Raw genomic sequence first — 18,195 nt, 5'->3', positions numbered from 1 at the left:
CCCATGCACGTGACCCGCTTCAGCGAGGCGCCGCACTACGAGGCGCCCAACCATTTCGACATGCGCTGCCTGCGCCTGCAGGGCAAGGAAGCCGGCCCCTCCACGCAGATGTGGATGGGCATGAGCCAGATCCTTCCCGGCGGCCGCACCGGCCTCGACGGCTCGCCGATGGAAAAGCTCTACCTCGTGCTCGAGGGCCAGCTGCACGTGGTCGGCGAGATCGACGGCACGCGCCAGGAAGAAGTGCTCGGCCCCTACGACAGCTGCCGCTTCGCGCCCGGCGAGAAGCGGCAGCTGGAGAACCTCGGCAACCGGCCGGTACTGGTGGCGCTGGTGATGCCGAACGCGCCGCCGGCGTAGCACGGCCCCTTCCCTTTTCCCGGTCATTCATCGCTCAACCAAATAGATCAACGGAGACAAGACGCATGAAGAAGACTTTCAACCGGAGCCGCCGCCAGACGCTGGCGATGGCGGCGGCCCTCGCGGCCTGCGCGCTCACGGGCGCCCACGCGCAGGGCAACTGGCCCGGCACGCAGGCGGTCAGGCTGGTCGTGCCTTTCACCGCAGGCAGCGGCACCGACATCGTCGCGCGCCTCGTGGCCGAGAAGCTCGGGCCCGCGCTGGGCACCAGCGTGATCGTGGACAACAAGCCCGGCGCGGGCGGCACACTGGGTGCGGCCATCGTGGCCAAGTCGCCGGCCGACGGCTACACGCTGCTGGTGCACTCGGCCGGCCACCTCGTGAACCCGTGGATCTACAAGGGCCTGTCGTACGACACCATCAAGGACTTCACCGGCATCACGCCGATGGCCAGCCTGCCCAACGTGCTGGTGACGGCGCCCTCGCACTTCGCGGACGTGAAAGACCTCGTGGCCAAGGCGAAGGCCAAGCCAGGCGGCCTCAACTACGCCTCCGCCGGCAACGGCTCGGCCACGCACATGAACGCTGAGGTGTTCCGCCTCGCGGCCGGCGTCGACGCGCAGCACGTGCCCTTCCGCGGCACGCCCGAGGCCATGACCGAGGTGATGGCCGGACGCGTCGACTGGTTCTTCGCGCCCATGGTGTCGGCCCTGCCGCTGATCCAGACCGGCAAGCTGCAGGCGCTGGCCGTGGGCACGGGCAAGCGCTCGTCGGCGCTGCCCAATGCGCCCACCACGGTGGAAGCCGGCGTGCCGGGCTCGGAGTACCTGTTCTGGGTCGGCCTGTTCGCGCCCGCGAAGACGCCGCAGCCGGTGGTCGAGCGCCTGCAGGCCGAGGTCGCGAAGATCATGGCATCGCCCGAGCTGAAGGAGCGGCTGGAGAAGCTGGGCGCCGAGCCGTTCACGATGCCTTCGGCGCAGTTCAACAAGTTCATCGTCGACGAGACGGCGAAGGCCCAGCAGGTGGTGAAAGCCGCCAGCATCAAGGTCGACTGACATGGCACGCGCACTCCTTTCGGCGGCGGCCATCGCGGCCAGCCTGCTGCTGCCCGCTGCCGCGCAGACGCAACCGGCAGACCTGGTCGTCACCAACGCGAAGATCGCCACCCTCGACGCCGCCGGCACCATGGCGCAGGCGATCGCGGTACGCGACGGCCGCATCGTGGCCGTGGGCAGCGCCGCGCAGATGGGCGCTTTCACGAGCACCGCGACACGCACGGTCGACGCGGGCGGCCGCACCGTCATTCCGGGCCTGATCGACTCGCACATGCACGCGGTGCGCGCCGCGCTGAGCTATTCGACCGAGGTCAACTGGATCGGCGCCGGCACCATCGCCGAGGCGATGGCGCGCATCCGCACCGCCGCGGCGAACGCGCGCCCCGGCGGCTGGCTGATCGTGGCCGGCGGCTGGACCGAGCAGCAGTTCGCCGAACGCCGCCGCCCCACGCTGGCCGAGCTGCAGGAGGCCGCGCCGAACAACCCGGTGTACGTGCAGCTCTTCTACGAGGCGGTGGTGATGACGCCCAAGGCGCTGGAAGCGCTGGGCGTCGCGCCGGGCACGCTGCCCGCGGGCATGAAGCCCACGCCCGACGGCGCGCCGGGCTGGATGAGCGGCGACATCGTCGGCATCTCGGCGCTCTTCGACAAGCTGCCCAAGCCCACCTACGACGACAACGTGGCCGGCACGCGCGCCTTTTTCACCGAGCTGAACCGCCTCGGCATCACCGGGCTGGTGGACCCGGGCGGCTTCAGCATCGCGCCATCGCAGTACGCGGCGCTGTTCGAGCTGTGGCGCGAGAAGGCGCTGACGCTGCGCGTGGCCTACAGCGTGTTCGCGCAGAAACCGGGCGCCGAGCTGCAGGAGTTCCGCGACCTGACGCAGATGCTGCCGATGGGCTTCGGCGACGACATGCTCAAGTTCAACGGCCTGGGCGAACGCGTGACGCTCGCGATGTACAACAACAATTTCCCCGACGAGGCGGCGAAGGCGAAGTTCTACGAGCTCGTCAAATGGGCCGCGCAGCGCAAGCTGGCCGTCACCATCCACTGGCAGGAGAACGGCTCGGTCGACCACCTGCTGGGGCTGTACGAGAAGCTGAACGCCGAGGTGCCGATCAAGGACCTGCGCTGGTCCATCGCCCACCTCGACGACGCCTCGCCCCAGACGCTCGCGCGCATGAAGGCGCTGGGCATCGGCTGGACCATGCAGGACGCGATGTACTTCCAGGGCGACCGCGCGCTCGCCATGCGCGGCGACGCAGCGCGGCGCATGCCGCCCATAGGCACAGCGCTGCGCGCCGGCGTGAACGTGGGCGCCGGCACCGACGCGCATCGCGTGGCCTCGTACAACCCCTTCGTCGCACTGCAGTGGATGCTCGACGGCAAGACGGTGAGCGGCAAGGCCATGCGCGGTGCCGACGAGACGCCCACACGCGAGCAGGCGCTGCGCCTGTACACCGCCGGCAGCGCCTGGTTCAGCTTCGACGAGAACAGGCGCGGCACGCTCGAAGTGGGCAAGCTCGCCGACTTCGCCGTGCTCGACCAGGACTTCTTCGCCGTGCCGCTGGAGCGCATCGGCAAGACGACATCGCTGATGACGGTGGTGGGCGGGCGCGTGGTGTACGCAGCGCGGCCATTCAACGCCGCGGGTGCCTCGGTGGCTTCCGCGCCCTGAAGCTTGTTCAGAGCCCCAGCGCGTGCCGCACCCGCTCGCGCAGCACCGGCAGCACGTCGCTCTCGAACCACGGGTGGTGCTTGAGCCAGCCCGTGTTGCGCGGCGACGGATGCGGCAGCGGAATGAAACGCGGCGCGTAGTCGGCGAAGGCCTGCACGGTCTCGGTGACACCGGCGTTCGCCTTCTTGCCCAGAAAGTGGCGCTGCGCGTACTGGCCGATGAGCAGCGTCAGTTCGACCTGCTTCATCTGCGCGAAAAGCCTGTCGTGCCAGAGCTCGGCGCACTCCCGGCGCGGCGGCAGGTCGCCGCTCTTGCCGCGACCCGGGTAGCAGTAGCCCATCGGCACGATGGCCACGCGCGCGGCGTCGTAGAACACCGTGCGGTCGATGCCGAGCCAGCGGCGAAGCTGGTCGCCGCTCCTGTCGTTCCACGGCACGCCCGTCTGATGCACCGTGAGGCTGGGCGCCTGCCCGACGATCAGCAGCCTGGCGCTCGTGCTGGCCTGCACCACCGGCCGCGGCCCCAGCGGCAGGTGCGCCTCGCACGCGCGGCAGGCGCGCACCTCGGCGAGCAGCGCGTCCACGGCCTCAGCTGGCGAAGGGCTTGAAGAAGGCGTTGAGTTCGGCGCCCGGCGCCGCGTCGGCGAAACCATCGAAGCGCCCCTCCGCCAGCGTGCGCGCGGCGCGGATGAAACCGCCCCAGGCCGAGCGCGCCAGCCCGCCACCCACGCTCACGCGGCGCACGCCGAGTTCGGCGATGTCCTGCATCGTGAGTTCGCTGGGCGCGCCCACGAGCAGGTTCACCGGCTTGCCTCCCGCGGCGGCGACCACGGCGGCGATCTGCTCGCGGGTCTTGATGCCGGGGGCGTAGAGGCAGTCGGCGCCCGCGTTCGCATAGGCCTTGAGCCGCGCGATGGCGTCGTCGAGGTCGGGCCGGCCCACGAAGAAGTTCTCGGCGCGGCCGACCAGCAGCACGTCGGCGCCCGATGCATCGATGGCCTTGCGCGCGGCGCGCAGGCGCTCGACCGCCACGTCGACGGGAAAGAGCGGATCGGCGGCGTTGCCCGTCGAGTCCTCGATGGACAGGCCCGCCACGCCCATCTCGACGGCGAGGCTCACGCTCTCGGCCACGCCCCGCGCGTCGGCGGCGAAGCCGTTCTCGAAGTCGGCGTTCACCGGCAGGTCGGTGGCTTCCACGAGTTCGCGCAGGTGCGCCAGGATGTGCTCGCGCGACATCGCGCCGTCCGCATGCCCCTGCGACCAGGCGAAGCCCGAGCTGGTGGTGGCCAGCGCCTTGAATCCCAGCCCTTCGAGAAAGCGCGCGCTGCCCGTGTCCCAGGGGTTCGGAATGACGAAGCAGCCCTGTTCGTGGAGGGCACGGAAGTCGGCGCGTTTCTGGGCGATGGTGCGGGTCATGGCGGAGTTCGGCTTTCTTTCTTGTTGCGTGGGAGAAAACAGGACGGCGGGAAGGGCGGTCAGGATACGCCGGCCCCCGGTTCCGCAGCGCCCGGCGGGTTTTGCAGCAGGTGGTCGATGAAGGCGCGCACCGCCGGCAGCATGCCGCGGCGCGAGGCGAAGGCGGCCTGGATCTCGCTGGCCGCGCAGGCCCACTCGCCGCACAGGCGCAGCAGCCTGCCGTCGGCGAGGGCATCGCGGCACATGATCTCGGGCAACAGCGCGAGCCCCATGCCCTGCTCCGCCAGGTGCCTCAGCGCGAACATGTCGTCGGTCACGAAGTGCGGCGTGAAGGCGAAGTCATGCGACTGGGCACCGCGCTCCAGTGCCCAGCGGTAGCGCTCGTTCTCCGCGGGCAGCGACAGCACGGGCCACGCGGCCAGGTCGGCGAGCGACTGCGGCATGCCCAGCCGCTCCACCAGCGCGGGGCTGGCAAGCAGCACGTCGACGGTGCTGCCCAGCGGGCGCGCGACCAGGCTCGAATCCTCGAAGGGCGGGCGCCGCACGCGCAGCACCACGTCGATGTTCTCCTGCAGCGGGTCGACGCGGCGGTTGCTCACCTCCAGCCGCAGGCGCACGCCGGGAAAGGCGCGCATGAAGGACGGAATCAGCGGTGTGAGCCAGAACTGCGCGAGCGTGAAGGGGCAGCTCACGCGCAGCAGGCCCTGCGGCTGCGCGGTGGCCTGGCGAGCCACGTCGAAGGCTTCCTCGCCGGCCGCCACGGTCGCCTGGCAGCGCTCGTAGAACTGCCGGCCCACGCTGGTGAGCAGCAGCCGTCGCGAACTGCGCTGCAGCAGGCGCACGCCGATGCGCTCCTCCAGCAGCGAGACGCGCCGGCTCAGGCGCGACTTGGGAATGCCCAGGTGCCGGCTGGCGGCACTGAAGCCCTGCTGCTCGACCACGTGGGCGAAAAGGGCGAGGTCGTTGAAGTCTTCCATGTCTCTTCCGGTCTTTTTCGGTCTTCTTCGTTCTGCTGGCGGAACGATCCGTTCTTTTATGGCGAATTGTTCCGCGTTCGTTCCACCAGCATCATCGATCGACCACCTCCCGGTCAACCACCTGCCCGCGCACACGCCATGAAACTCGCCAGCTTCCACCATCGCGACACGCTTCGCTTCGGCGTGGTCCGAAACGACGATGAAGTCGCCGACCTGAGCGCACAGCCCGGCGCGCCCGCGGGGCTGCTCGAACTGCTCGCGCGCGGCGACGAAGGCATGGCCTGGCTGCACGCGGCGCTGGCCGATGCGCCGCGCCTGGCCTTGTCCGACGTGCGGCTGGCCGCGCCGATTCCCGCGCCGCGCAAGTTCCTCGGGCTCGGCGGCAACTACGCCTCGCACCTCGAGGAAGCCGCGAAGCTCGGCCTGACGCGGCCGCCGGGGCAGGTGTGGTTCAACAAGCAGGTCTCATGCGTGGCCGGCCCCTTCGACGCGGTGCACAAGCCCCGCGTGTCCGACCAGTTCGACTACGAGGGCGAGCTGGGCGTGGTGATCGGCCGGCGCTGCCGCCATGTTCGCGCCGAGGACGCGATGGCGATGGTGGCCGGCTACGTGGTCGTGAACGACATGAGCGTGCGCGACTGGCAGATGCGCGCGCCGACGCACACGCTGGGCAAGTCCTTCGACACGCACGGGCCCTTCGGCCCCTGGCTGGTGACGCGCGACGAGATCGCCGATCCGCACGCGCTGCGGCTGCGCACCTGGGTCAACGGCGAGCTGCGGCAGGACGGCAACACGGCGCAGATGATCCACCGCATCGAGGCGATGCTGGTCGAGCTGAGCACCGCCTTCACGCTGGAGCCTGGCGACGTGCTGAGCACCGGCAGCCCCGCCGGCGTCGGCGGCCTGATGGACCCGCCGCGCTACCTGGTGCCGGGCGACGTGGTGCGCGTGGAGATCGAGGGCATCGGCCACATCGAGAACCGCGTGGTGGCCGAGCCCGACGCCGCCTGAACGCACCGCCCTTCGAAGAAGAAAAGGAGACACCCGTGAACGACGAAATCGCCCTGCCCGCGCGCCGCTCCCTGCCCGACTTCGCCCGCACCGCGCTGCGTCCCGTCAAGCTCGCGCACGTGGTGCTGCGCGTGGGCGAGCTCGAGCGCTCGCGCGACTGGTACCTGGAAGTGCTGCAGGCCCGCGTGGCCTTCGAGAACGCGATGCTGTGCTTCCTGAGCTACGACGACGAGCATCACCGCATCGGCCTGATCGCGCCGCCGGGGCTGAAGCACGAGGCCGACGCGAGCACGGGGCTGGAGCACATCGCCTTCACCTACGGCTCGCTCGGCGAGCTGCTGGCCAACCACCGGCGGCTGGCGACGCGCGGCATCCTGCCCTACTGGTGCATCAACCACGGGCCGACGATCTCGATGTACTACCGCGACCCCGACGGCCACCGGCTGGAGCTGCAGCACGACGTGTTCGAGACGGCCGAGGAAGTCGACGCCTTCTTCGCGGGCGGCGCCTACGCCGAGAACTTCATGGGCGTGGTGTTCGACCCCGTCGAGCTGGCCGCGCGCTACGAGGCCGGCGAGCCGCTGGCTTCGCTCACCGCGCGGCCGCGGCTGCCGACAGGCAAGGGGCCGTGGGACATGTTCGTGCCCTGAGCCCGGCGCGACCTGAGGGCGCTCAGCACTCCACCACGTTCACCGCGAGGCCGCCGAGCGAGGTTTCCTTGTAGGTCGCCTTCATGTCCTCGCCGGTCTGCTTCATGGTGCGGATCACGGCGTCGAGCGAAACGTAGTGGCTGCCGTCGCCGCGCAGCGCCATGCGCGCCGCGTTGATGGCCTTCACCGCGCCCATCGCGTTGCGCTCCACGCACGGTATCTGCACCATGCCACCGACCGGGTCGCAGGTGAGGCCCAGGTTGTGCTCCATGCCGATCTCGGCCGCGTTCTCGACCTGCGCCGGCGTGGCGCCGAGCACCGCGGCCAGCGCGCCGGCCGCCATCGAGCAGGCCACGCCGACCTCGCCCTGGCAGCCGACCTCGGCGCCCGAGATGGAGGCGTTGGTCTTGTAGAGCATGCCGATGGCCGCGGCGGTGAGCAGGAAGTCGACGATGCCTTCGTCGCTCGCCTGCGGCACGAAGCGCTGGTAGTAGTGCATCACCGCGGGCACCACGCCGGCCGCGCCGTTGGTGGGCGCGGTGACCACGCGGCCGCCGGCGGCGTTCTCCTCGTTCACCGCCATCGCGAAGGCGTTGACCCAGTCCATCGCCGCGAGCGGATCGGCTGCGCCGGCCTGTGCGAGCAGCTCGCGGTGCAGTTCGGGCGCGCGGCGGCGCATGCGCAGCGGGCCCGGCAGCGCCTGCGCAGCCAGCGGGTTGTCGATGCCGAAGCCGCGCTGCACGCACTGCTGCATCACGCCCCAGATGCGCAGCAGGCCGCTGCGCACCTCTGGCTCGGGGCGCCATGCGCATTCGTTGCGCATCACCAGCGCGGCCACCGACAGGCCGTTGTCGCGGCATTGCGCCATGAGCTCGTCACCGGTCGAGAAGGGATGCGGCACGGCGGCGGTGGCTGCCACCGTGGCGGCCACGGCCTGCCCGCCCTCGACGACGAAGCCGCCGCCGACCGAGAAGTACCTGCCCTCGGCCAGCGTGGCGCCATCGGCCGCGAAGGCGGTGAAGCACATGGCGTTCGGGTGCTCGGGCAGCGACTCCTCGCCGCGGAAGGCGATGTCGCGCACGCGGTCGAAGTCGATGGGCGTGGTGCCCAGCAGGCTCAGCCGGCCGGTGCGGCGCAACTCCTCCAGCCGGGGCTGCACGGTCTCGGGCCGCACGGTGTCGGGCGCGTCGCCGAAGAGGCCGAGGATCACGCCCTGGTCGGTCGCATGGCCGTGGCCGGTGGCGCCGAGCGAGCCGAACAGGTCCACGCGCAGCCGCGCCACCTGGGCGAGCACGCCGCGCGTTTCCAGCGAGCGCGCGAACATGAGCGCCGCGCGCATCGGCCCCACGGTGTGCGAGCTGGAGGGGCCGATGCCGATCTTGAAGATGTCGAAGACTGAGAGCATCAGCGCATCATGCTCTCATCTCTTGATGCAGGAAGCTGCTGTTTGACCAGTGCCACCCAATAGGCCGCGCCCAGCGGCAGGATGTTGTCGTTGAAGTCGTAGTACGGGTTGTGCACGTTCGGGTCGTTCGGGCCCTCGCCCGCGCCGATGCCGATGTAGGCGCCCGGGCGCTTCTGCAGCATGAAGGCGAAGTCTTCCGAGCCCATGGCGGGCGGGATGTCGGTGTGCACCTGCGCAAGCTCCACCAGGCTGGCAGCGGCGGCGATGGCGGCGTCGGTCTCGGCAGGTGTGTTGACCACGCCGGGGTAGCCGCGGCGGTAGTCGAGCGCCACCTTGGCGCCGTGCGTGGCGGCCACGCCGTCGCAGATCTGCTGCATGGCGGCCTGGGTCTGGTCCTGGATGCCGGGGTCGAGCGTGCGCACGGTGCCGCGCAGCACCACCGTTTCAGGAATCACGTTCCAGGTGTCGCCGCCGTGGATCTGCGTGACGCTCACCACGGCCGAATCGGTGGCGCCGGTGCGGCGGCTCACGATGGTCTGCAGCGCGTTGACGAGCTGGGCCGAGACCACCACCGAGTCGATGCCGGTCTCGGGCATGGCGCCGTGGCTGCCCTTGCCGGTGACGACGATCTCGAAGGTGTCGAGAAAGGCCGTCATCGTGCCCTTGCGGATAGCGAACCGGCCGCGCGGCAGGCTCGGGAAGTTGTGCATGCCGTAGACGGCGTCGGCCGGGAACTGCTCGAACAGGCCCTCGTCGACCATCACGCGGCCGCCGCCCTCGTTCTCCTCGGCGGGCTGGAACACGAAGTGCACCGTGCCCTTGAAAGGCTTGTGACGCGACAGGTGCTCGGCCGCGCCCAGCAGCATGGCCGTGTGGCCGTCATGGCCGCAGGCGTGCATCTTGCCCACGCACTTCGAGGCGTGCGGCTGCGTGCCCAGCTCCTGCATGTTCAGCGCGTCGAGGTCGGCACGCAGCGCGATGCTCGGACCCTCGCCGTTCTTCAGCGTGCCGACCACGCCGGTGCCGGCCAGGCCGCGGTGCACGGGCAGGCCCATCAGCATCAGCGCGTTGGCGACGACGTTGGCGGTGCGGTGCTCCTCGAAGGCCGTCTCGGGGTTGGCGTGGATGTCGCGGCGCCAGGCCAGCATGCGGGCGCGGGTGTCTTCGGCGATTTCGGGGTCGCGGTACATGGTTCTTTTCAGCTCTCTCGTGGAATGGGGTCAGTGGAAGAATTCGGCGATCACCGTGGCGCCGAGGAAGGTGCCGGCGGTGGCGGTAAGAGACACCACCACGATGCGCCAGCCCAGTTGGCGGAACACCGGCAGGTCCTTGGCGACCGAGAAGCCGGCCAGCGCGAGCACCGGCGTGGTGAAGGCCAGGAAGTTGAGCTTGCCGGTGATCGCGATCAGCGCATCGGAGAACGGAAACAGCCCCGGAATGCCGGCCACCGTGGCCACCACCGACAGCACCAGCACCATCGGCAGGCGCGGCACGAGGCGCTTGATGCCTTCGACGATCAGCGCGATGACCACCACCGCGGCCAGGCCTTCGAGCGACACCAGCACAGGCACCTTGTAGGTCAGCGAATTGCCGATGAGCACGCCGCCGCCCACCACCGCCCAGGCGATGAGCGTGTCGCGCAGCGACATCGCGCCGCCATGGCCGACGCTGGCCTGCGAGACGGCCGCCGTGCCCGCGTCCTGCGAGCCGCGCTTCGAGAAGCGGCCCAGCACCGGCTCCAGCTTGCCGTAGAGCCACGAGCACAGCGGCAGCGACAGGAACAGCGTGAAGTAGAAGCCCACCACCGTGGTCAGCAGGTTCGACGCGGCGGCAATGGCGGTGAGCTGCGGCAGCATCTCGGCCGGCTGCTGCGCCGCGATGGCGCCCAGCGCCGCCGCCATCAGGCTGCCCGAGCCCACGCCGGCGCCCATGGCCAGCGAGCGCGGATCGAAGACGTGCAGGCTGGCGACGAAGCCCGCCAGCACCGCGATGAAGAGCGCGCCCAGCACGGTGCCGGTGATGTACTCGGCCAGCACGCCGCGGCCCTCGGGCGAGGCCATGCCGTACTTCTCTCCGATGATCACGAGGTTGCCCTCGCGGCCCACGGAGAAGGTGGCACCCACCGCCTCGCGCTTGATGCCCAGCAGCAGCGCCAGCGGCAGGCCCAGCGCCAGAGTGCCGAGCGCATGGCCGAACTCCTGAAACAGCAGCGCCCAGCCGGCCTGCTTCACTTGCGGCAGCGCGGCGCCGACCGTGAGGCCCAGCTTGACCACGAAGAGCAGCAGGCCCGCGTTCAGCAGGCCGCCGGCGAAGGACTGCTCGGCGGTCGCCACCCGCACCACGCCCGGCACGCGGCGGTGCGCGATGCCCCATGCGGCCGCGATCAGCAGCGCCCACAGCATCGGCAGCAGCGCCACCTTGCCCGGGCCGACGCTGAACTGCACCGGGCCGATCAGCTCGGCCGCGGCCACGACGGCCAGGGTGACGAGCACGAGCCTGAGTTTTCCGGAAGCCGAGGAAGAAGGGGCAGCGGCGGCGAGCGTGGTGGAGGCGGTGGATGTCATCGCGTGGGGCATCGTGTGGCGCAGGACCTGCGGGGTGCCGGCGAGTTTGGGGTTGCCGGCCTCTTGCATCAATGACCGCGAATCGACATATTTGTTGCATTGAATGCAACACTCAGGAGACGAAGGCCATGGACGACAGGCTCGACACGCGCCGCGTGCGCTACTTCATGCAGGTGCTCGAGAGCGGCTCCGTGCGCGGCGCCGCGGAGGTGCTCGACATGGACCCGTCGGCCGTGAGCCGGGCCATCGGCATCCTCGAGCAGGAGTGCGGGCTGCCGCTGCTGGAGCGCCACGGGCGCGGCGTGGTCGCCACCGACGCGGGCCAGATGCTGGCCGGCTACGTGCGGCGCCAGAACAGCCAGAAGCAGCACCTGATGGCGCAGATGGACGGCATCCGCAAGATCGAGCGCGGCCACATCGACATCGTGGCCGGCGAGGGATACGTCGACTGGCTCATGCGCCACAGCCTGCGCGACTTCATGACCACGCACCCGCGGATCACCATCGACCTCGACGTGGCGAGCACCGACGAGATCGTGCAGCGGGTGGTGGAGGAGCGGGCCCACGTCGGCCTGCTGTTCCAGCCGCCCAAGGACGAGCGGCTGACCTCGCACCATTCGCACCCGCAGCCGATCCAGGCGCTGGTGCTGGCTTCGCATCCGCTCACGCAGCTGGGCCGCCCGCTCAAGCTGAGCGACCTGCTGCCCTACGCGGGCGCCACGCTGCACCGAAGCTTCGGCGTGCGCAAGCACATCGAGGCCGCCGAGATCAGCGAAGGCGTGCGCCTGCCCTCGCTGCTGACCACCACCTCGTTCAGTGCGCTGGGGCACTTCGTGTCGGCGGGACTGGGCTATGCGCTGGGCACGCGCATCTCGCTCACGCCCAACGCGAGCAATCCGGAACTGGTCGAGCTGCCGATGAAGAACCCGCTGCTGTCGCAGGGCCGCTCGCACATCGTGTCGCGCCACGGGCGCATGCTGTCGCCGGCGGCCGCGGAGCTGCTGCGCTGCGTGGTGGCCGACATGCGCCGCTATGCCTCCGGGGGCGGCGGCGAGGAGAAACCGGAAGGGACGGGCAAGGCGGACAAGGTCGAAAAGGCGGCCAGGAAAACCGGCAAGCGCGCGGCATGAGGCGCGGCATGAGGCGCGACATTGCGCGCCACGCCCCTTCGGTGTTCTGATCGGGCCCCATGTCCTACGTCATCCCGCTCTTCATCCACCTGCTCTGCGCCGCCTTCTGGGTCGGCGGCATGGCGACCATGCACTTCGCGGTGCGCCCCTCGGCCGTCGCCACGCTGGAGCCGCCGCTGCGCCTGCGCATGATGGCCGCGACGCTGCGGCGCTTCTTCGTGGGGGTGGACGCATCGGTCACGCTGCTCTTCGCGACCGGCGTGGCGATGATCCTCGCGGGCGGCGGCTTCCGCGGCCTGCACTGGCGCATCGAGGCGATGATGAGCATCGCGATCGTGATGCTCGCCATCTACGTCTACATCCGCGCCTCGGTATTCAGGGCCATGCGGCGCGCGGTGGACGAAAGCGCCTGGCCAACGGCGGCCGCGCGGCTGAACACGGTGCGCAAGCTGGTGACGGTGAACCTCGTGCTGGGCGTGATCGTGTTCGGCGTGGCGACCGTCGGGCGGGCGGGCTGACGGCCGCCCCGCCGCTCAGACCAAGTTCAACTCCACGTCGATGTTGCCGCGCGTGAGCTTCGAGTAGGGGCAGGTCTGGTGCGCGGTGTCGACCACGGCGCGCGCGGTGTCGCGGTCGAGGCCGGGCAGGCTGATGTTCAGGCGCGCCTGCAGGAAGTACTGGCCCTCCTGGAGCACGAGGTCGACCTCGGCGTCCACCGACAGGTCAGCCGGCAGCTTGACCTTCAGCGTGCCCGCAGCCTTGCCCATGGCGCCGATGAAGCAGGCCGACCAGCCGGCCGCGAACAGCTGCTCGGGGTTGGTGCCCGTGCCGTTGCCGCCGGGGGGCGAGAGCTGGATGTCCAGGTGGCCGTCGCTGCTGCGCGATGCGCCGAGGCGGCCGCCGGTGGTGTGGGTCTTGCCGGTGTAGAGGACTTGCTTGTCGGTCATGGAGATTCCTTTGGACTGGAAGGTGGTTCGAAAGACTTGGTTGTGGGCTCCATCGCCTCGTCTGCATGCGCATCGTTGGCGATGCGGGAATTACATCGACAGGCTGTATCCGCGATGTGTCGAACCACCGGCCGGTTTGCATGCGCGTGTGTCCGCTGCGCCATGCAGACACAGTGGCGTACAAATCTCCGGACGGAGGGGATCAGGAAGAAGGAAGGCTCAGGCCGCAGGGCCCTTGAGTTCGACGCCGTTGCCGTCGGGATCGGCGATGTAGATCGAGGGGCCGTTGCCCTCGGCGCCGAAGTTGTTCTGCACCTCGCCGTGCACCGCGACGCCGTTCTGCGCCATCAGCGCGCGGATGGCCGCCTCGTCGAAGGGCTCGATGCGCAGGCAGAGGTGATCGACGTTGCGGCCTTCGCTGCCGGCGAGCGCCCCGCCCTGTCTGCCCAGCGGGCCGTCGGGCGTGACGAGGTCGATCAGGCTGGCGCCCGCGCGCAGGTGCACGAGCCCCAGGTCGTCGCGGCGTTTCTCGACGGTGCAGCCCAGCACGCCGCAGTAGAAGGCGATGGAACGCTCGGCGTCCTTCACGCGCAGCACGACGTGGTCGATGCGCAGCACCGAGAACGGTGGCTGGCGCATCGGGTTCGTCATGCGGACCTGCTCATCGGTTCAGACCACGCCGGCCGAACGCAGGGCCTCGAAGCGGGCCGCGTCGACGCCCATTTCCGCCAGCACCTCCTGCGTGTGCTGACCCAGCGCCGGCGGTGCATGGCGCAGCACGGGCGGCGTGCCCGAAAGGCGCAGCGGGCTCGCCACGCCGGTGATGCTGGCGATGCCGTCGCCCGCGTCGCGCGGCAGCGTGACCGCGAGGCCTCGCGCCTTGACCTGCGCGTCGTCGAAGGCCTGCGCGATATCGTTGATGGGGCCGCAGGGCACGGCCTTGTCTTCGAGCAACGTGACCCATGCGGCGGTGGTGCGGGTGCGCGTGAGCTCTTCCATCATCGGAATCAGCACGCCGCGGTGCTTCACGCGCAGGGTGTTGGTGGCGAAGCGCGCGTCGGTCGCCCATTCGGGGTGGCCGCCGGCCTCGCAGAAGCGCGCGAACTGGCCGTTGTTGCCGATGGCCAGCAGCATCGCGCCGTCCTGCGTCGGGAAGTCCTGGTAGGGCGCGAGGCTGGGGTGCGTGTTGCCCTGGCGCCCGGGCGCCTTGCCGGTATTGAGAAAGGCGCTCGCCTGGTTGGCGAGGATGGCCATGCCCACGTCGAGCAGCGCCATGTCGATGTGCTGGCCTTCGCCGGTGCGGTCGCGCACCTGCAGCGCGGCCAGGATGGCGGTGCTGGCGTAGACGCCGGTGAACAGGTCGGTCAGCGCCACGCCCACGCGCAGCGGGCCGCCGCCGGGCACGTCGTCGGGACGGCCGGTGATGCTCATCATGCCGGTCATGGCCTGGATCATCAGGTCGTAGCCCGCGCGCTCGGCGTACGGGCCGTCGTGGCCGAAGCCGGTCACGCTGCAGTAGATGAGGCGCGGATTGGCCGCGCGCAGGCTCTCGTGGTCGAGGCCGTACTGCTTGAGGCCGCCGGTCTTGAAGTTCTCGACCACGATGTCGGCCTGCGCCGCCATCTGCTTCAACAGCGCCTGCCCGTCGGGCGTGGCCATGTCGACCGTGACCGAGCGCTTGTTGCGGTTGCAGGCGGTGAAGTAGCTGGCCTGGTCGGTGTCGTTGCCGTTCGCGTCCTTGATGAAGGGCGGGCCCCAGGTACGCGTGTCGTCGCCGACGCCGGGGCGCTCGATCTTGACGACGTCGGCGCCCAGGTCCGCGAGGATCTGCGTGCACCACGGGCCCGCGAGCACGCGGGACAGATCGAGGACCTTGATGCCGTCGAGTGCTGCGGGCTTGCCGGTCATGCGCGGATCAGTTCGAGAAGGCGGCGATGCCGGTGATGGCGCGGCCCAGGATGAGGGCGTGGATGTCGTGCGTGCCTTCGTAGGTGTTGACCACTTCGAGGTTCACCAGGTGGCGGGCCACGCCGAACTCGTCGCTGATGCCGTTGCCGCCCATCATGTCGCGCGCCATGCGGGCGATGTCGAGCGACTTGCCGCAGTTGTTGCGCTTCATGATCGAGGTGATTTCCACCGCGGCGATGCCCTCGTCCTTCATGCGGCCAAGGCGCAGGCTGCCCTGCAGGCCCAGCGTGATCTCGGTCTGCATATCGGCCAGCTTCTTCTGGATGAGCTGGTTGGCGGCCAGCGGGCGGCCGAACTGCTTGCGGTCGAGCGTGTACTGGCGGGCGCGGTGCCAGCAGTCTTCGGCGGCGCCGAGCGCGCCCCACGAGATGCCGTAGCGGGCGCTGTTCAGGCAGGTGAAGGGACCCTTCAGGCCCTGCACTTCGGGGAAGGCGTTTTCCTCGGGGCAGAACACGCCGTCCATCACGATCTCGCCGGTGATGCTGGCGCGCAGGCCGACCTTGCCGTGGATCGCCGGGGCGCTCAGGCCCTTCATGCCCTTCTCGAGCACGAAGCCGCGGATCGGGCCGACGGCACCGCTCTCGCTGACTTCCTTGGCCCACACCACGAACACGTCGGCGATGGGGGAGTTGCTGATCCACATCTTCGAGCCGGTGAGCGAGTAGCCGCCCGGAACCTTCTTGGCGCGCGTGGCCATGCCGCCGGGGTCGGAGCCGTGGTCGGGCTCGGTCAGGCCGAAGCAGCCGATCCATTCGCCGGTAGCGAGCTTGGGCAGGAACTTCTGCTTCTGGCCCTCGGAACCGAATTCGAAGATCGGCACCATCACCAGCGAGCTCTGCACGCTGGCCATCGAGCGGTAGCCCGAGTCGACGCGCTCGACTTCACGGGCGATCAGGCCGTAGGCCACGTAGTTGAGGCCGGGGCCACCGTACTGCTCGGGAATCGTCGGGCCCAGCAGGCCGAGGGCGCCCATTTCGCGAAAGATGGCGGGGTCGGTCTCGCCGGTGCGGAAGCCTTCGAGCACGCGGGGAGCCAGGCGCTCCTGGCAGTAGGCATTGGCCGCGTCGCGGATCATGCGTTCTTCGTCGGTCAGCTGCTGGTCGAGAAGAAGGGGGTCGTCCCAGTGGAATTGCGCTTTGGCGGCCATGTGGCTGTCTCCGGAAAAGGGGAAAAAGAGAAAAGAGGGGGAATGGGGCGATGCTAGCCACGCGGGGGCCATGACGCAAACGAGGATTCCGCACCCAGATATGCGCTCGTAGAATGTCTTGCAAGATGTTCGACCGGCTTCTCCATTGACGAGCCATCGAATCCATACATACAGCCGAGGCATACATGCGCCGCAAGATCCCGCCCCTGCAGACCCTCGTGTGTTTCGACGCCGCCGCGCGCCACGAGAGCTACACCCGCGCCGCGCAGGAGCTCGCCCTCACGCAGAGCGCGGTGTCGCGCCAGATCGGCACGCTCGAGGCCTTCCTGGGCGTGGCGCTGTTCCGCCGCACGCGGCACGGCGTGGCGCTCACGGCCAGCGGCACGGCCTACGCGCGGCAGACAGCCAAACGGCTCGAGGCGATGGAGCGCGACACGCTCGACGCCATGGCGCACCAGGGCGAAGGCGGCTCGCTTTCGCTGGCGGCCGTGCCCACCTTCGCCACCCGCTGGCTGATGCCGCGCCTGAAGGGCTTCGCGGCGCTGCAGCCCGACGTGGTGGTGCACATCGAGACGCGCACCCGGCCTTTTCTCTTCGCCGACGCGGAGTTCGACGCCGCGCTGTACGCCGGCACGCCCGCGCAGGTCGAGAACTGGGCCGGCACGCGCGCGCTGCTGCTGATGCACGAGGACGTGGTGCCGGTGTGCAGCCCCGCCCTGCTTCCGCGCGGCAAGGCCGTGACGCCCGCCGCCATCGCGAAGATGCCGCTGCTGCAGCAGAGCACGCGCCCCGACGGCTGGCGCCAGTGGTTCGATGCGCAGCAGATCGACGCGCCCAACGCGCGCGGCGGGCCACGCTACGAGCTGTTCTCCATCCTCGCCGCCGCCGCGTCGCACGGGCTCGGCGTGGCGCTGATGCCGACCATGCTGGTGGCCGACGAACTAGCGCGCGGCGAACTGGTGGTGGCCTGCGCGCGGCCGCTCTCGGGCGAGCGCAACTACTACCTCGTGATGCCCGAGCGAGCCGACCAGCGGCCGCTGCTGAGGTTCTTCAGCGACTGGCTGCTGGAGCAGGCGCGAGCCGCCGCTAGCGCAGCGTGATGCCGAGCGAGTCGAAGGGCGCGTCGAACTCGGCGCGCCACGACTGGCCGGGCTCCAGCGGCCAGGCATCAGTCCAGGTGCCGGTGGTGACCACGTCGCCGGGCATCAGCGCCGGCGCGCCGGGGCAGCGCTGCAGTTCCTGGTTGAAATGGTGCAGGGCATGCAGCGGGCCATCGAGCACGTTGACGCCCTTGCCTTCTTCGATGAGTTCATCGCCGCGGTAGAGCCTCACGCGAGCGCGGCCAAGCAGTTCGTCGAGCGCATGGGCGCTGGTGGCGAAGCGGCCGACCGGCGTCTCGCGCCCGATCAGCAGGCGCGCATGCAGCCCGCCGTCGGCCACGGTGTCGGCGGCGGTGAACTTCCAGCCGGGCAGGTGCGACTGCACGATCTCGAAGCCCGGCGCGAGCCATGCGATGCAGCCGAACAGCTCTTCCAGCGTTGCGTCGCGCGGCGGCGTCGCGGCGATGCCGAAGACGATCTCGGGCTCCAGGCGCGGCTGGCAGAGCCTGTCGAGGCTCACTTCGCCCGTGCCGCCGCTGCTGCGCGCGAGCGTGGTGTGCCACACGGTGCCCCAGATGGGCGCATAGACCTCGTAGCGGGGCCAGATCGTGCGGTTGGTGAAGCCGATCTTGTAGCCCACGGGCCGTTCGCCGCGAGCGGTGCGCAGCGCGCGCAGGGCCAGCGCCTGCTGGTATGCGGCATCGACGTCCGCCGCGATCGGGAGCGGGCGATCGGCGGGCCACAGCAGCCCCTGGTCGTAGTGGTCGAGAACGGCCTGGGGTGTCATG

At 70.0% G+C, this 18,195-nt stretch carries 19 protein-coding genes; 8 read left to right on the top strand and 11 right to left on the bottom strand.

Features of this window, described 5'->3' with window-relative positions; genetic code table 11:
- Positions 1-3 precede the first annotated feature (3 nt).
- From EJP69_RS22490 to EJP69_RS22480, 3 genes are all read left to right on the top strand, one after another.
- Positions 4-360 carry a cupin domain-containing protein gene (locus EJP69_RS22490; RefSeq protein WP_126472571.1) on the top strand — a complete coding sequence of 119 codons (357 nt, stop codon included), beginning with the start codon at positions 4-6 and terminating at the stop codon, positions 358-360.
- Between the two features lie 65 nt (positions 361-425).
- Positions 426-1,415, top strand: a complete 990-nt coding sequence (locus EJP69_RS22485) for a tripartite tricarboxylate transporter substrate binding protein (RefSeq protein ID WP_126472570.1) — start codon at positions 426-428, stop codon at positions 1,413-1,415.
- A 1-nt stretch (position 1,416) separates the two neighbouring features.
- Positions 1,417-3,093 (top strand): amidohydrolase, encoded by a 1,677-nt coding sequence (locus tag EJP69_RS22480; protein ID WP_126472569.1) that lies wholly within the window; start codon positions 1,417-1,419, stop codon positions 3,091-3,093.
- Between the two features lie 7 nt (positions 3,094-3,100).
- Here the strand turns inward: EJP69_RS22480 and EJP69_RS22475 are convergent, their stop codons facing one another.
- From EJP69_RS22475 to EJP69_RS22465, 3 genes are read right to left on the bottom strand one after another with little or no spacing between them, the layout of a single operon-like run.
- Positions 3,101-3,745 carry a uracil-DNA glycosylase family protein gene (locus EJP69_RS22475; RefSeq protein WP_420824231.1) on the bottom strand — a complete coding sequence of 215 codons (645 nt, stop codon included), beginning with the start codon at positions 3,743-3,745 and terminating at the stop codon, positions 3,101-3,103.
- Positions 3,681-4,508, bottom strand: coding sequence for an isocitrate lyase/PEP mutase family protein (locus tag EJP69_RS22470; RefSeq protein ID WP_126472567.1), 828 nt, complete (start codon positions 4,506-4,508; stop codon positions 3,681-3,683). Before EJP69_RS22470 ends, EJP69_RS22475 begins: the two co-directional genes overlap by 65 nt.
- A gap of 59 nt (positions 4,509-4,567) precedes the next feature.
- The gene (locus EJP69_RS22465) at positions 4,568-5,485 is read right to left on the bottom strand and encodes a LysR substrate-binding domain-containing protein (protein ID WP_126472566.1); all 918 of its coding nucleotides are present in this window, start codon (positions 5,483-5,485) and stop codon (positions 4,568-4,570) included.
- A gap of 138 nt (positions 5,486-5,623) precedes the next feature.
- Between EJP69_RS22465 and EJP69_RS22460 the strand changes: the two genes are divergently transcribed.
- Both EJP69_RS22460 and EJP69_RS22455 read left to right on the top strand, forming a co-directional pair.
- Positions 5,624-6,496 carry a fumarylacetoacetate hydrolase family protein gene (locus EJP69_RS22460; protein WP_126472565.1) on the top strand — a complete coding sequence of 291 codons (873 nt, stop codon included), beginning with the start codon at positions 5,624-5,626 and terminating at the stop codon, positions 6,494-6,496.
- Between the two features lie 35 nt (positions 6,497-6,531).
- Entirely contained in the window at positions 6,532-7,146 is a 615-nt protein-coding gene (locus tag EJP69_RS22455) for a VOC family protein (RefSeq protein ID WP_126472564.1), read from the top strand.
- Between the two features lie 22 nt (positions 7,147-7,168).
- On the opposite strand, the gene EJP69_RS22450 is transcribed toward EJP69_RS22455, so the two are convergent.
- Genes EJP69_RS22450 through EJP69_RS22440 form a run of 3 tightly spaced genes read right to left on the bottom strand, consistent with a single transcriptional unit; the run spans position 7,169 to position 11,115 of the window.
- Positions 7,169-8,554 carry an L-serine ammonia-lyase gene (locus EJP69_RS22450; RefSeq protein ID WP_170217216.1) on the bottom strand — a complete coding sequence of 462 codons (1,386 nt, stop codon included), beginning with the start codon at positions 8,552-8,554 and terminating at the stop codon, positions 7,169-7,171.
- Positions 8,551-9,741 carry a M20 aminoacylase family protein gene (locus EJP69_RS22445; protein ID WP_126472562.1) on the bottom strand — a complete coding sequence of 397 codons (1,191 nt, stop codon included), beginning with the start codon at positions 9,739-9,741 and terminating at the stop codon, positions 8,551-8,553. Before EJP69_RS22445 ends, EJP69_RS22450 begins: the two co-directional genes overlap by 4 nt.
- A 30-nt stretch (positions 9,742-9,771) precedes the next feature.
- The gene (locus EJP69_RS22440) at positions 9,772-11,115 is read right to left on the bottom strand and encodes a DUF3100 domain-containing protein (RefSeq protein WP_126472561.1); all 1,344 of its coding nucleotides are present in this window, start codon (positions 11,113-11,115) and stop codon (positions 9,772-9,774) included.
- A 128-nt stretch (positions 11,116-11,243) separates the two neighbouring features.
- On the opposite strand from EJP69_RS22440, the gene EJP69_RS22435 reads away from it, so the two are divergent.
- Complete coding sequence (locus EJP69_RS22435) at positions 11,244-12,245, top strand: LysR family transcriptional regulator (protein ID WP_240652266.1); 1,002 nt, start codon at positions 11,244-11,246, stop codon at positions 12,243-12,245.
- A 59-nt stretch (positions 12,246-12,304) separates the two neighbouring features.
- The gene (locus tag EJP69_RS22430; RefSeq protein ID WP_126472560.1) at positions 12,305-12,763 is read left to right on the top strand and encodes a CopD family protein; all 459 of its coding nucleotides are present in this window, start codon (positions 12,305-12,307) and stop codon (positions 12,761-12,763) included.
- A 15-nt stretch (positions 12,764-12,778) separates the two neighbouring features.
- Here the strand turns inward: EJP69_RS22430 and EJP69_RS22425 are convergent, their stop codons facing one another.
- The 4 genes from EJP69_RS22425 to EJP69_RS22410 all read right to left on the bottom strand — a co-directional run bounded on the left by EJP69_RS22425 (position 12,779) and on the right by EJP69_RS22410 (position 16,307).
- Complete coding sequence (locus tag EJP69_RS22425) at positions 12,779-13,192, bottom strand: organic hydroperoxide resistance protein (protein WP_126472559.1); 414 nt, start codon at positions 13,190-13,192, stop codon at positions 12,779-12,781.
- A gap of 219 nt (positions 13,193-13,411) precedes the next feature.
- Positions 13,412-13,843: a VOC family protein gene (locus EJP69_RS22420; protein ID WP_126472558.1), complete on the bottom strand. Its 432-nt coding sequence runs from the start codon at positions 13,841-13,843 to the stop codon at positions 13,412-13,414.
- An 18-nt stretch (positions 13,844-13,861) separates the two neighbouring features.
- Positions 13,862-15,100 (bottom strand): CaiB/BaiF CoA transferase family protein, encoded by a 1,239-nt coding sequence (locus EJP69_RS22415; protein WP_126472557.1) that lies wholly within the window; start codon positions 15,098-15,100, stop codon positions 13,862-13,864.
- Positions 15,101-15,107: 7 nt separating this feature from the next.
- Positions 15,108-16,307, bottom strand: a complete 1,200-nt coding sequence (locus tag EJP69_RS22410; RefSeq protein ID WP_126472556.1) for an acyl-CoA dehydrogenase — start codon at positions 16,305-16,307, stop codon at positions 15,108-15,110.
- 185 nt (positions 16,308-16,492) lie between these two features.
- Here EJP69_RS22410 and EJP69_RS22405 point away from each other — a divergent pair, with 185 nt between their 5' ends.
- Complete coding sequence (locus tag EJP69_RS22405; protein ID WP_126472555.1) at positions 16,493-17,407, top strand: LysR substrate-binding domain-containing protein; 915 nt, start codon at positions 16,493-16,495, stop codon at positions 17,405-17,407.
- Here EJP69_RS22405 and EJP69_RS22400 read toward each other — a convergent pair.
- The gene (locus tag EJP69_RS22400; protein ID WP_126472554.1) at positions 17,394-18,194 is read right to left on the bottom strand and encodes a 2-keto-4-pentenoate hydratase; all 801 of its coding nucleotides are present in this window, start codon (positions 18,192-18,194) and stop codon (positions 17,394-17,396) included. The two genes, EJP69_RS22405 and EJP69_RS22400, sit on opposite strands and share 14 nt — an antisense overlap.
- Position 18,195 lies beyond the last annotated feature (1 nt).

The sequence above is a fragment of the Variovorax gossypii genome (assembly GCF_003965815.1).
Taxonomy (GTDB): Bacteria; Pseudomonadota; Gammaproteobacteria; order Burkholderiales; family Burkholderiaceae_C; genus Variovorax; species Variovorax gossypii.
Note: the sequence above shows the minus strand (reverse complement) of the source record. Positions and strands in the feature narration are given on the sequence as shown.

Bases quoted from the DNA above. Each gene is read 5' to 3' on its own strand.
- EJP69_RS22490 (WP_126472571.1), top strand. From the start codon at position 4: ATGCACGTGACCCGCTTCAGCGAGGCGCCGCACTACGAGGCGCCCAAC.
- EJP69_RS22485 (WP_126472570.1), top strand. From the start codon at position 426: ATGAAGAAGACTTTCAACCGGAGCCGCCGCCAGACGCTGGCGATGGCG.
- EJP69_RS22480 (WP_126472569.1), top strand. From the start codon at position 1,417: ATGGCACGCGCACTCCTTTCGGCGGCGGCCATCGCGGCCAGCCTGCTG.
- EJP69_RS22475 (WP_420824231.1), bottom strand. From the start codon at position 3,745: ATGGTTTCGCCGACGCGGCGCCGGGCGCCGAACTCAACGCCTTCTTCA.
- EJP69_RS22470 (WP_126472567.1), bottom strand. From the start codon at position 4,508: ATGACCCGCACCATCGCCCAGAAACGCGCCGACTTCCGTGCCCTCCAC.
- EJP69_RS22465 (WP_126472566.1), bottom strand. From the start codon at position 5,485: ATGGAAGACTTCAACGACCTCGCCCTTTTCGCCCACGTGGTCGAGCAG.
- EJP69_RS22460 (WP_126472565.1), top strand. From the start codon at position 5,624: ATGAAACTCGCCAGCTTCCACCATCGCGACACGCTTCGCTTCGGCGTG.
- EJP69_RS22445 (WP_126472562.1), bottom strand. From the start codon at position 9,741: ATGTACCGCGACCCCGAAATCGCCGAAGACACCCGCGCCCGCATGCTG.
- EJP69_RS22440 (WP_126472561.1), bottom strand. From the start codon at position 11,115: ATGACATCCACCGCCTCCACCACGCTCGCCGCCGCTGCCCCTTCTTCC.
- EJP69_RS22435 (WP_240652266.1), top strand. From the start codon at position 11,244: ATGGACGACAGGCTCGACACGCGCCGCGTGCGCTACTTCATGCAGGTG.
- EJP69_RS22430 (WP_126472560.1), top strand. From the start codon at position 12,305: ATGTCCTACGTCATCCCGCTCTTCATCCACCTGCTCTGCGCCGCCTTC.
- EJP69_RS22425 (WP_126472559.1), bottom strand. From the start codon at position 13,192: ATGACCGACAAGCAAGTCCTCTACACCGGCAAGACCCACACCACCGGC.
- EJP69_RS22420 (WP_126472558.1), bottom strand. From the start codon at position 13,843: ATGACGAACCCGATGCGCCAGCCACCGTTCTCGGTGCTGCGCATCGAC.
- EJP69_RS22415 (WP_126472557.1), bottom strand. From the start codon at position 15,100: ATGACCGGCAAGCCCGCAGCACTCGACGGCATCAAGGTCCTCGATCTG.
- EJP69_RS22410 (WP_126472556.1), bottom strand. From the start codon at position 16,307: ATGGCCGCCAAAGCGCAATTCCACTGGGACGACCCCCTTCTTCTCGAC.
- EJP69_RS22405 (WP_126472555.1), top strand. From the start codon at position 16,493: ATGCGCCGCAAGATCCCGCCCCTGCAGACCCTCGTGTGTTTCGACGCC.
- EJP69_RS22400 (WP_126472554.1), bottom strand. From the start codon at position 18,194: ATGACACCCCAGGCCGTTCTCGACCACTACGACCAGGGGCTGCTGTGG.